Below are 11,941 nucleotides of genomic sequence, written 5' to 3'. Positions count from 1 at the left end.
TGCCCATGGACCGGGCCGGTCTGGGCCATCTGCTGACGGCCCTGCTGTCGGAGGTGGCGGTGGCCATGTCGGTGCCCTTCGCCGTGCTGGTGATCGCGGCCTTCCTCGCCTCCGTCCTGCAGGTGGGCATCGTCTTCAGCACAGAACGGCTGTTCAGTTTCGACCTCAACCGCTTCAACCCCGTCACCAACCTGCTGAACAAGTTCAAGGTCGCCAACCTGATCGAGTTCGCGAAATCCGTCATCAAGGTGGTGGTGGTCTCGGCCATCGTCTTGCCCGGTTTGATCCCCCTGGGCCATGCCGTGGACCATTTCATCGCCATGCCGCTGATGGGGTTGGTGAACGAGACCAAGCACCAGGCGATCGGCCTGATCATCCGCGTGATGGTGGCCCTGGCCCTGCTGGCCGGCGCCGACTGGTGGTACCAGCGCTGGAAGTTCATGCGCGACCTGCGCATGACCAAGCAGGAAGTGAAGGACGAGCACAAGCAGAGCGAAGGCGATCCGCTGATCAAGGGCAAGATCCGCGCCCTGCGCATCCAGCGCGCCCGCAGCCGCATGATGGACAACGTGCCCAAGGCCGACGTGGTGGTGACCAACCCCACCCACTACGCCATCGCCCTGAAGTACGACCCGATCAGCATGACCGCCCCCATGGTGGTGGCCAAGGGCGTGGACTTCGTCGCCGCCCGCATCCGCGAGCTGGCGGAGGAACACGGCATCCCCCTGGTGCCCAACCCGCCCCTGGCCCGCGCCCTCTACGCCAGCGCCGAGGTGGACGAGGAAATACCGGCCGAGCATTACAAGGCTGTGGCGCAGGTCATCTCGTACGTCTTCAAGCTGAAGAAGAAGACGTTTCCTAAACGGTAAACCGCATCGCCGGCATTGGTGCGGCCGCGCGACCCAGTTTTATTTCACCCTTGCCATCTCGTCGCGCCGGGGCCGGGCTGGTAGGATCGGGACCCCCGTTTCCGAGGTGCCTGCCGGTGGCCGCTTCCCCCTCCCGCCCGTCCTCCGCCCCAACCGCGATGCCGCCGGCGAGCCCGGGTGGTGGAAGGGCGGTGGGCCTGTTGATGGTGGCGGGTGTGCCCGCGCTGGCGGCGGCGCTGTTCATGGCCGCCGCCCTGGCCTGGTGGGGACAAGGCGACGATACCTCCGTCCTGGTCGCTGCCGCCGCCGCCGGCGCCTTCCTGCTGATGGCCCTGCTGGGCGTCCTGTGGCTGCGCCAGGCGGCGGCGCGCACCGCCGTGCTGCGCGCGGTGGTGGAGGCGGTGCCCGACGCCCTGGCGGTGGCCGGGGCCGATGGCCGGCTGCTGGCGGCCAACGGCGCCTTTGCGGCACTGAGCGGCGGCGCGGGCGGGGCCCGGGTGGTGGAAATCCTGGCCCACCTTTGCCGGGGAGGGGCGGACGGCCAGCGCCTGCACGACCTGGAGGACGCGGTCCGCCGGGGCGAGGGTGGTGAGGCGTCCGTCGTCTTCGGCGATGACACCCTGGGCCTGCCGCCCGGCGGTGCGGTGCGGCCCGTGCCCCGGCTGGTGGTGGCGCGGCCGCTGCCGGCGTCCGGCCTGCGGGGCCTGGTGGAATGGCGGGTGCGCAGTGGCGGCGCCATCCCCGTCCCCGGCAGCCACCCCTGGCGGGAGCTATGGGATCTGGCGCCCCTGGGCGTCATGCTGGTGGACGGGGCCGGCGCGCTGCTGCGCGTGAACCTGACGCTGGCCGATTGGCTGGGCCACACCCGCGAGATGCTGGAGGATGGCGGCCGCCATCTGCGCGACCTGATGGCCATCCCCCCGCAGGGGGAGCTGTTCCCCGAGCGCCTGGCCGGTATGGCGGAGGTGGAGCTGGCGGCGGCCCGCGCCACCCCTTTGCGCGCCAGCGTGCTGCACGTGGCCTCCTCCGCCGGGGGCAGCCTGGTCTTCCTGGGCGACCTGACGCGCGAGACGGCGCGCGAGGAGGAACTGCGCCGGGCGGAGCAGCGCTTTCAGCGCTTCTTCCAGTTCGCGCCCACCGGCTTCGCCTTCGTCGATGGGGAGTTCCGCCTGGCGGAGTGCAATCCCACCTTCCTGGCCATGGCCGGCGTCCGCCTGGGGGATGTGCAGGGCGAATCCATCGCCAGCCTGTTCCAGCAGGAACACCGTGCCAACCTGCTGGCCCGCCTGGGCGAGGTGCTGGATGGCCGGCAGCCGGCGGGCACGCCGGTGGAAGCGCGGCTGCGCGGTGCCTCCAGCCCGGTGGTGCATGTCTATTCCCGCCGCTTCGACGGCGATGGCGACGGCGACCGCGGCCTGATCCTGCACCTGGTGGACATGACCGCGCAGAAGAACCTGGAGGCGCAGTTCGTCCAGTCGCAGAAGATGCAGGCCATCGGCCAGCTGGCCGGCGGCGTGGCGCACGACTTCAACAATTTGCTGACCGCCATGATCGGCTTCTGCGACCTGCTGCTGCTGCGGCACAAGCCGGGCGACCAGTCGTTCAGCGACATCATGCAGATCAAGCAGAACGCCAACCGCGCAGCCAACCTGGTGCGCCAGCTGCTGGCCTTCTCCCGCCAGCAGACCTTGCAGCCCCGGGTGCTGAGCATCACCGACGTGCTGGCGGAACTGTCCAACCTGCTGCGCCGCCTGATCGGCGAGAACATCGAGCTACGCATGCTGCACGGCCGCGACACCGGCCTGGTGCGGGTGGACCAGGGGCAGCTGGAACAGGTTATCATCAACCTGGCGGTCAACGCCCGCGACGCCATGCCCAAGGGCGGGCGGCTGACCATCGTCACCGGCAACCTGCACACCACCGAACCCATCCGCCATGAGACGGAGGAGATGCCGCCCGGCGACTGGGTGGTGGTGGAGGTGATCGACACCGGCATCGGCATCCCGCCGGAAAACCTGCAGCGCATCTTCGAACCCTTCTTCTCCACCAAGGAGGTGGGGTCCGGCACCGGGCTGGGCCTGTCCACCGTCTACGGCATCGTCCGCCAGACGGGCGGCTTCGTCTTCGTGGAGAGCAAGCCGGGGGAGGGGGCCAAGTTCTCCATCCACCTGCCCCGCCTGGATGAAAAGGCGCTGGCCCAGGCCGCCCCGGCGGAGGAGTCCAAGGACAAGGCCGCCGCCGACCTCACCGGCATGGGCACCGTGCTGCTGGTGGAGGATGAGGACGCCGTGCGCGTCTTCGGCGCCCGCGCCCTGCGCAACAAGGGCTACACGGTGCTGGAGGCCCGCAGCGGGGAAGAGGCGCTGGACATCCTGCAAGGAGAGCGCGGCGGCGACGTGGACCTGATCGTCAGCGACGTGGTCATGCCCCAGATGGACGGCCCCACCATGATCGAGCAGGTGCGCCGCTTCCGCCCCGACGTGAAGGTCATCTTCATCTCCGGCTACGCCGAGGACCGCTTCCGCCACTCGCTCAAGGACGGCGCCGTGGTCGACTTCCTGCCCAAGCCCTTCAGCCTGAAACAGCTGGCCGCCAAGGTGAAGGACGTGATGGAAGGCCCGCCGCGCGCGGGGGGGTGAGTCGCTGGCTTGCTATGCCGCCCGAATCCGGAACGCGGCGACCAGGCCGCGACGGCGGCGGCCGGATGCCGGCATCCGGTGCATGAGGGCATCGAAACAAGAACAAAGAAGAACAAAAGATCAACAAATCCACTTTTCAAACCAGAACAGACCATGTACATTCCCCCTCACCACAGCCGTTGAACGCCCGTTGGCCGTATGCGACAAGAGGGGGACAGCAAGATGTCGGCACCACTTCGTCTGGTAGAAACACCCATGGATAAGCAAAAGGCCCTCGACGCCGCCCTCGGCCAGATCGAACGCGCGTTCGGCAAGGGCTCCATCATGAAGCTCGGCGCCAAGGAGGCGTCGATGGAGGTGGATGCCATCTCCACCGGCTCGCTGGGGCTGGATATCGCGCTGGGCATCGGTGGCCTGCCGCGTGGCCGCATCATCGAAATCTACGGGCCGGAAAGCTCGGGCAAGACCACGCTGGCGCTGCATGCCATCGCCGAGGCCCAGAAGGCCGGCGGCACCTGCGCCTTCGTCGACGCCGAGCACGCGCTGGACCCGTCCTACGCCCGCAAGTTGGGCGTGAACGTGGACGACCTGCTGGTCTCCCAGCCGGACGCCGGCGAACAGGCCCTGGAAATCACCGACACGCTGGTGCGCTCCGGCGCCATCGACGTGCTGGTGGTGGACTCGGTGGCGGCCCTGGTGCCGCGCGCCGAACTGGAAGGCGAGATGGGCGACAGCCACGTCGGCCTGCAGGCCCGCCTGATGAGCCAGGCGTTGCGCAAGCTGACCTCATCCATCTCCAAGTCCAACTGCCTGGTCATCTTCATCAACCAGATCCGCCTGAAGATCGGCGTGATGTTCGGTAACCCGGAGACGACGACCGGCGGTAACGCGCTGAAGTTCTACGCCTCCGTTCGCCTGGACATCCGCCGCATCGGCGCCATCAAGGACCGCGACAACGTCGTCGGCAACCAGACCCGCGTTAAGGTGGTGAAGAACAAGCTGGCCCCGCCCTTCCGCGTGGTCGAGTTCGACATCATGTACGGCGAGGGCGTGTCCAAGGTGGGCGAACTGATCGACCTGGGCATCCAGGCCGGTGTCGTCGAGAAGTCGGGCGCCTGGTTCTCCTACGACGGCCAGCGCGTCGGCCAGGGCCGCGAGAACGCCAAGCAGTTCCTGCGCACCAATCCGGCGGTGGCCAAGGCCATCGAAGACAAGGTCCGCGCCAACGCCGGCCTGGTCGCCGGTGCCATGATGGTTGGTTCCCCCGAGGCTGACGGCGACGCCGACAGCCCGGAGTAACCGGCGCCCCCGGGAGATGCGAATGAAGGAAAAGGCGGGCTGCTGACGGCCCGCCTTTTTCTTTGGCGGCGGGGCAGGGCTCAGGGCCCCGCCACCTGGCCCAGCATGCTGCGCACCACCAGGCGGTGGAAGGGCAGGATCGCGGCCAGGTAGGCGCGGCCCAGCCAATTGTGGGTGCGCACCACCGTGGTGGCGGTGACCTGGCAGCCGGCGGCGTCCCGATGGACGTCGACCACGGCGCGAAAATCCAGATGCTTGTCCGCCATGCCCAGCACCACCCGCTCCGGCCCGCTGCTGAGGATGGGAAAGATGCCGATGCGGCCATCGGCGTCGGCGGGGTCATCGGCGTTGGCCGGTTCGGGCGTCTTCAGGCCCAGGGGCGCCACGAGGACGTTGCGCAGGGCCATCAGCCGGCGGACCCAGGCGGGAGAGGTCGCCATCATGCGCCGGGCCGCCGTCAGGGCGTCCACGGGCGCCACGTCCGGGCCGGACGGCAGCATCAAGCGGAAGGCGTCGGCGAACTGGGCGCCGGGCAGTAGGGCCCAGGCGCCGGCCTCTGGCGTGATTTCCCGGATGGTCATGCGGGCGGCCTCCATCGTTGGCGTGCCGCAGCATGATAGGCCGGGCGGGCCCGGCGCACGACCTCCGTTACACGAAAGAATGAATGCCACTTAGTTGCAGAACTGAGATCAAAGGCGTATCATCCCGCCTGCTCGCATGAATGCGAAGATCGCCAGACCCAAAAGGGGAACGGATGATGGTGTCGACCACAGGCGCATACGGCTATTCCCAGGCGCAAGGCCTGGCCTCCTCGGCGGCGCAGCAGACGTCGCTGTTCAGCCAACCCGCTTCGGGTACCGCCAAGACCACCGCGCAAAAGGTGGCCGAGGCCCTGCAGAAGGGCGACACGGCCGGCGCCATCGGCGCCTTCGTCGATGAAAAGACCCTGGCCAAGCTGAACAAGCTGCAGTCCGATGCCACCCAGTTGGACAAGCAGATCAAGCAGAAGTCCGCCGACAACGACAAGAAGGCCGCCCAGGACAAGGTCGACAACGCCAAGCGCCAGCTGAAGGCCTTGCGCATGCGCGCCCAACTGGCCGCCGCCATGGGGGACAAGCAGGCCGCCGCCCGCATCGCGCGTGAGGCGGCGGACGTGGCCAAGTCCCTGGGCGGTGCGGCACAGGAATACGCCAGCGCCGTGAAGAACGGCGCCACCATGGGCGCCACCGGCGGCGATTCCTCCGTGGCCACCGGCGCCTCAGGCACCAGTGGCGCTGCCACCGCCACTGCCGGCGTGGGCAGCGACGCCGCACAAATCCAGGCGACCGCCGCCGGCACCACCCAGGCGGCCCCCTCGACCCAGGCGGCCACCACGGCTGCCACCACCACGGCCGGCACCGACGCCACCCTTCAGACCGGCGACGCCCAGGCGGCCGGGGACGCCAAGGCGGACAAGCCTGGCGTCATCTCCGTCTCCAGCACGGAGGAGGAGACGGCGGCGCGCAAGGAACGCATGGAGTTCATGGGCAACGTCCGCGCCCTGATGGACCAGGCGCGCAGCGTCTACACCCAGGCCAAGAACATCCTGGAGCGCAAGCGCAAGCCCGGCGACCCCCAGGATCCCGACCACAGCGGCCAGGACATCGCTGACGCCGCCAAGCAGGTGGACGCCGCCGACCAGGACTTGGCCGCTGGAGACACCCCCGCCGTGCCCACGGCCCCCACCGTCATCGCCACGCCCAACAACACCCTGCTGCTGGTGTAGGAATTCTCAAGGTTCACCATGAGTAATGCAGATATTATCGCATTATCAAATATTATTATAACGACTATTTCTGTTTTCTCTGCTCCAATTGTCGCCTTGTGGATTGGTGGTATTATCCAATCACGGTCTGAAAAGAAGAAAAATAAGCTGCAAATCTTGGGCGTGCTACTTGCTAACCGGCATGATATGATTTCTCAAGATTCCGTGCGCGCACTCAATTTGATTGATATTGTGTTTTCAAATGATCGTGGGGTGCGGGAGGCTTGGAGCCGATATTGTTCCGCCATGTCGGCTCCGGAAATGAACAACCCCTTGGGCTGGTCTATTCAGCACGAAAAGCGTCGTGACTTGTTAATTGAGATGGCTAAAGCTGTTGGGGACGCGAAAAACATTTCAACTTCTGATCTTCTTAGGGCGTACATGCCAAAATTGATAAATGATCAGGCGGAAATTTCCTTCCTCGAAAACTCCATTAAACTACAGCAGCTTAGGAAAGCTGCTAATGAACTTGGAATTCAAAATCCAGCTCATCCGGATGAGTCTCAGGGATAGCGGTCGGTTGGGCGGTAGGTGGGGCAAAAAATCCACTAGCCGCACTCGAATGCTATCCACGGATGGGAAAACATACCCCCATCCCATGGACAGCCCCCGTATCCACACGCTACAAACCCTGTCCCGGTGTTTCGCGCCCCGGGGTGTTCCTTCGCATGCTTAAGGCTGTTGCCCGATGAAGACCGCCAACGAGATCCGCTCCGCTTTCCTGGACTACTTCGTGAAGAACGGCCACACGGAGGTCGAGTCCAGCCCGCTGGTGCCGCGCAACGATCCGACGTTGATGTTCACCAACGCCGGCATGGTGCAGTTCAAGAACGTCTTCACCGGCAATGAGGTCCGGCCCTACAGCCGCGCCACCACCTCGCAAAAGTGCGTGCGCGCCGGCGGCAAGCACAACGACCTGGAGAACGTGGGCTACACCGCCCGGCACCACACCTTCTTCGAGATGCTGGGCAACTTCTCCTTCGGCGACTATTTCAAGGCCGACGCCATCGAGCTGGCCTGGAACCTGATCACCAAGACCTTCGCCCTGCCGAAGGACAAGCTGCTGGTCACGGTCTATCACACCGATGACGAGGCCCACGGCCTGTGGAAGAAGGTGGCCGGCCTGTCGGACGACCGCATCATCCGCATCCCCACCGCCGACAATTTCTGGGCCATGGGCGACACCGGCCCCTGCGGCCCGTGCTCCGAGATTTTCTACGACCATGGCGAGGGCATCCCCGGCGGCCCCCCCGGCAGCCCGGAGCAGGACGGCGACCGCTTCATCGAGATCTGGAACCTGGTCTTCATGCAGTATGAGCAGGTGACGAAGGAGGAGCGGGTGTCCTTGCCCCGGCCCTCCATCGACACCGGCATGGGGCTGGAGCGCCTGGCGGCGGTGCTGCAGGGCGTGCACGACAATTACGACACCGACCTGATGCGGGCGCTGATCGAGGCGTCGGCCGACGCCACCCATTCCGATCCCAGCGGCCCGCACGCCGTGTCGCACCGCGTGATCGCCGATCACCTGCGCGCCTCCTCCTTCCTCATCGCCGACGGCGTGCTGCCGGCGAACGAGGGGCGCGGCTATGTCCTGCGCCGCATCATGCGCCGCGCCATGCGCCACGCCCACATGATCGGCGCCCGCGATCCGGTGATGCACACCCTGGTGCCGGCCCTGGTGCGCGAGATGGGCGGCCACTACACCGAGCTGCAGCGCGCCCAGGCCCTGATCACCGAGACCCTGCGGCTGGAGGAAACCCGGTTCAAGCAGACGCTGGACCGTGGCCTGAAGCTGCTGGACGAGGAAGAGGACAAGCTGGGCGCCGGCCAGCCCCTGCCCGGCGAGGTGGCGTTCAAGCTGTACGACACCTACGGCTTCCCCCTGGACCTGACCCAGGACGTGCTGCGCGGCCGCAACCGCACGGTGGAAACCGACGGCTTCACCGCCGCCATGGAGCGCCAGCGGGCCGAGGCGCGCAAGGCCTGGGCCGGCAGCGGCGAGGCCGCCACCGAGCGGGTGTGGTTCGAGCTCAAGGATGAGCTGGGCGCCACCGAGTTCCTGGGCTACGACACCGAGAACGCCGAGGGCAAGGTCACCGCCGTGCTGGACCGGCAGGGCAACAAACTGGACAAGGCCGAGGCCGGTCAGGACGTCATCGTCCTGGTGAACCAAACCCCGTTCTATGGCGAGTCCGGTGGCCAGGTGGGCGACAGCGGCGTGATCTTCGCCTCTGGTGGCGTTGAGGTCGCCGTCAGCGACGTGCAGAAGAAGCTGGGCGCCGTCTTCGCCCATATCGGCACCGTCACCCACGGCACGCTGTCCCCCGGACAGTTGGTGGAACTGCGCGTCAACGGCCGCCGCCGGGGCGACATCCGCGCCAACCACTCCGCCACCCACCTGCTGCACGAGGCCCTGCGCCAGCGCCTGGGCGAGCATGTCACGCAGAAGGGCTCCCTGGTATCGGCGGAGCGCCTGCGCTTCGACATCAGCCAGCCGGCGCCGCTGTCCGACGAGGACGTGCGCGTGGTCGAGGCCGAGGTCAACGCCCGCATCCTGGGCAACAGCGAGGTCGTCACCCGCCTGATGACCCCGGCCGAGGCCATCGAGCAGGGCGCCATGGCCCTGTTTGGCGAGAAGTACGGCGATGAGGTCCGCGTCGTCAGCATGGGTGGCCAGGATGAGGGCCTGAACCGCCAGTATTCGGTGGAGCTGTGCGGCGGCACCCATGTGCGCCGCACCGGTGACATCGGCCTGTTCAAGATCGTGGCCGAGGGCGCCGTGTCCGCCGGCGTGCGCCGTATCGAGGCGCTGACCGGCCGGGGCGCGTTCGAGTACCTGGAAGGGCAGGAGGGTCGCCTGCTGGCGGCCGCCGGCGCCCTGAAGGTCTCCGCCGCCGAGGTGCCGGCCCGTGTCGCCACCCTGGTGGAGGACCGCCGCCGCCTGGAAAAGGAAGTGGCCGACCTGAAGCGCCAGCTGGCGCTGGGCGGGGGCGGCGGTGCCGCCGCCACGCCGGAGAAGGTGATCAACGGGGTGAAGCTGTCGGCCCGCGTGCTGGACGGCATCGAGGCCAAGGACCTGAAGCCCCTGGCCGATGAGATCAAGGGCCAGATCGGCAGCGGCGTCGTCCTGCTGGTGGCCAAGGGCGAAGGTAAAGTCACGCTGGTGGCCGGCGTCACCGCCGACCTGACCGGCCGCTTCAACGCCGTCGACCTGGTGAAGATCGCGGCGGCGGCGGTGGGCGGCAAGGGTGGCGGCGGCCGCCCCGACATGGCCCAGGCCGGCGGCAGCGAGCCCGACAAGGCCGACGCCGCCGTGGCGGCGGTCGAAGCGGTGATCGCCGGCTAATTGCCCCCATCAAGCAGCGGCATGAGAGTTGTCTCATGCCGCTGTAGGACGCGACCGCGTCCGCCGGAACTTTTCGGGGAGCGCCAGCGGACTGAAAAGTGAGGACAGCCAAGGGCCGCATGGCCCGCCGGCGCCTGAGGCAAACGGAGAGCCCCATGAAATTCCAGGGCACGGAGACCTACGTCGCCACCGACGACCTGCGGGTCGCCGTCAACGCCGCCGTCACCTTGCAGCGCCCCTTGCTGGTGAAGGGGGAGCCGGGCACGGGCAAGACCGTGCTGCGCCAGAAGGTGGCGAACGCCCTGGGCCCGCCGCTGCTGCAATGGCATGTGAAGTTCACCACCAAAGCGCAGCAGGGCCTGTACGAGTATGACGCCGTCAGCCGCCTGCGCGATGGCCAGCTGGGCGATGCCCGCGTCAACGACATCGCCAACTACATCCGCAAGGGCAAGCTGTGGGAGGCGTTCGAGGCCGACGTGGCCCCCGTGCTGCTGATCGATGAGATCGACAAGGCGGACATCGAGTTCCCCAACGACCTGCTGCAGGAACTCGACCGTATGGAATTCTTCGTCTACGAGACGGGGCAGACCATCAAGGCGCGGCAGCGGCCGGTGGTCATCATCACCTCTAACAACGAGAAGGAACTGCCCGACGCCTTCCTGCGCCGCTGCTTCTTCCACTACATCCGCTTCCCAGACGCCGAGACCATGGCGCGCATCGTCGAGGTGCACTTCCCCAAGCTGAAGCAGGACCTGCTGCGCGACGCCCTGACCCTGTTCTATGAGGTGCGCGAGGTGCCGGGCCTGAAGAAGAAGCCCTCCACCTCCGAACTGCTGGACTGGATCAAGCTGCTGATGATCGAGGACATCGACCCGGCGGTGCTGCGCCAGCGTGACGTGAAGAAATCCATCCCGCCGCTGCACGGCGCCCTGCTGAAGAACGAGCAGGATGTGCACCTGTTCGAGCGCCTGGCGTTTCTGGCGCGGCGGGAACGGGACTGAGGTCCTGTGGCCGTTATGTTGCGTTGCGAGATTTGCTCGTTATGCAATGCTCTACGGCTGTAGGCGCTGTTGAACAGCGGAATCAACGGATAATCAAAGACCTGTTCCTGGCGTCGTTCCGGCGCCTTGTGTGCGCCGCAACATAAATCACAATCCTTCCCGCCATGTTGCGGTAACACTGTTGATCTCTCAACGGTGGGTGAAGGGTCGCGGTCATGGGTGTCTTGCGGCGGTGGGTGGTGGCTTTCATCGTGGGTGGATTGGTGGTGGTGCCCCGGGTCGCCCAGGCGGGGGCTGGCCTGGGGCTGGAGATGGTGTGCGCCGATGCCGTCAACGCCACGCCCCTGTCGGACCGCATGCCCCCCTTCGCCCGTCTGCTGGGCGTCATGCCGGCACATCCGACGCCGGTGCCCACGGCGGTTTGCCTGAAGGACTATGGGGCGCTGTGGTCGCGTTCGCCGGCGGCGCGGGGCCCTGCCGCCCCCGACGCCCCGGTGCCGGCAGCTACCCGGGACCTGGCGGGGGAGGGCCGGCGGCTAGGCCTTTACGTGCGTTATGTCGGCGCGCTGCTGGGGGGCCTGCCCGCCGATTTGGCGCTGCGCCGTGATCGGGTGCGCGCCGCCGCCGCGGTGCGGCTGGCCCTTCTTGGTGAAGGGTTGGCCGCCAGCGCCTATCGCCCCGTGGCGGTGGTGCGACCGGAAGGGGCCGCTCCGTCAGAGGGGATGCCCGCCCGGATGGCCCACCTGCTGTATCCGGACGCGCAGACGTTCAGCCCGTAAGGCGCCGGTCTACCCGACAACAACGTCCCCTGAGCGCCTTGCTGGTCAACGAATGATGCGGCAGGCATCGGTTCCGGCTGACTTGACGCCGCGGGCTCCCGCAAGCCCGCCATGACTTTACCGTGCCCAACCCTGTTTGTCCGGAGGCGTCAGCACTACTCTCTGGAGGGGTGGTATATTGTATAATATTTATAGGTACTAAGT

At 67.0% G+C, this 11,941-nt stretch carries 9 protein-coding genes; 8 read left to right on the top strand and 1 reads right to left on the bottom strand.

Annotated elements, in window-relative coordinates; all coding sequences use genetic code 11:
* From I55_RS27545 to recA, 3 genes are all read left to right on the top strand, one after another.
* Positions 1-869: flagellar biosynthesis protein FlhB (locus I55_RS27545; protein WP_044563940.1), on the top strand; the 869-nt coding region annotated here is incomplete at its 5' end.
* Positions 870-1,060: 191 nt separating this feature from the next.
* On the top strand, positions 1,061-3,508 hold the full coding sequence (locus I55_RS27540) for a PAS domain-containing sensor histidine kinase (RefSeq protein WP_049974559.1): 2,448 nt from the start codon (positions 1,061-1,063) through the stop codon (positions 3,506-3,508).
* 255 nt (positions 3,509-3,763) lie between these two features.
* On the top strand, positions 3,764-4,807 hold the full coding sequence (gene recA / locus I55_RS27535; protein WP_199902748.1) for a recombinase RecA: 1,044 nt from the start codon (positions 3,764-3,766) through the stop codon (positions 4,805-4,807).
* Between the two features lie 80 nt (positions 4,808-4,887).
* Here the strand turns inward: recA and I55_RS27530 are convergent, their stop codons facing one another.
* Positions 4,888-5,388, bottom strand: a complete 501-nt coding sequence (locus I55_RS27530) for a DUF2867 domain-containing protein (protein WP_044563938.1) — start codon at positions 5,386-5,388, stop codon at positions 4,888-4,890.
* A 173-nt stretch (positions 5,389-5,561) separates the two neighbouring features.
* Between I55_RS27530 and I55_RS27525 the strand changes: the two genes are divergently transcribed.
* The 5 genes from I55_RS27525 (at position 5,562) to I55_RS35510 (ending at position 11,737) form a co-directional block, all read left to right on the top strand.
* Positions 5,562-6,572, top strand: coding sequence for a hypothetical protein (locus I55_RS27525; RefSeq protein WP_044563935.1), 1,011 nt, complete (start codon positions 5,562-5,564; stop codon positions 6,570-6,572).
* 18 nt (positions 6,573-6,590) lie between these two features.
* A complete protein-coding gene (locus I55_RS36425; protein ID WP_148294012.1) occupies positions 6,591-7,124 on the top strand; it encodes a DUF6680 family protein in 534 nt (177 codons plus the stop codon).
* Between the two features lie 175 nt (positions 7,125-7,299).
* Positions 7,300-9,957, top strand: coding sequence for an alanine--tRNA ligase (alaS, locus tag I55_RS27520; protein ID WP_044563934.1), 2,658 nt, complete (start codon positions 7,300-7,302; stop codon positions 9,955-9,957).
* Between the two features lie 155 nt (positions 9,958-10,112).
* On the top strand, positions 10,113-10,958 hold the full coding sequence (locus I55_RS27515; protein WP_044563937.1) for a MoxR family ATPase: 846 nt from the start codon (positions 10,113-10,115) through the stop codon (positions 10,956-10,958).
* Between the two features lie 215 nt (positions 10,959-11,173).
* Positions 11,174-11,737, top strand: coding sequence for a hypothetical protein (locus tag I55_RS35510; RefSeq protein WP_044563933.1), 564 nt, complete (start codon positions 11,174-11,176; stop codon positions 11,735-11,737).
* The last annotated feature ends 204 nt before the right edge of the window (positions 11,738-11,941 follow it).

This window comes from Azospirillum sp. B4 (assembly GCF_000333275.1).
Classification (GTDB): domain Bacteria; phylum Pseudomonadota; class Alphaproteobacteria; order Azospirillales; family Azospirillaceae; genus Nitrospirillum.
This window is presented reverse-complemented; position numbering and strand designations above follow the sequence as displayed.

Bases quoted from the DNA above. Each gene is read 5' to 3' on its own strand.
- recA (WP_199902748.1), top strand. From the start codon at position 3,764: ATGGATAAGCAAAAGGCCCTCGACGCCGCCCTCGGCCAGATCGAACGC.
- I55_RS27530 (WP_044563938.1), bottom strand. From the start codon at position 5,388: ATGACCATCCGGGAAATCACGCCAGAGGCCGGCGCCTGGGCCCTACTG.
- I55_RS27525 (WP_044563935.1), top strand. From the start codon at position 5,562: ATGATGGTGTCGACCACAGGCGCATACGGCTATTCCCAGGCGCAAGGC.
- I55_RS36425 (WP_148294012.1), top strand. From the start codon at position 6,591: ATGAGTAATGCAGATATTATCGCATTATCAAATATTATTATAACGACT.
- alaS (WP_044563934.1), top strand. From the start codon at position 7,300: ATGAAGACCGCCAACGAGATCCGCTCCGCTTTCCTGGACTACTTCGTG.
- I55_RS27515 (WP_044563937.1), top strand. From the start codon at position 10,113: ATGAAATTCCAGGGCACGGAGACCTACGTCGCCACCGACGACCTGCGG.
- I55_RS35510 (WP_044563933.1), top strand. From the start codon at position 11,174: ATGGGTGTCTTGCGGCGGTGGGTGGTGGCTTTCATCGTGGGTGGATTG.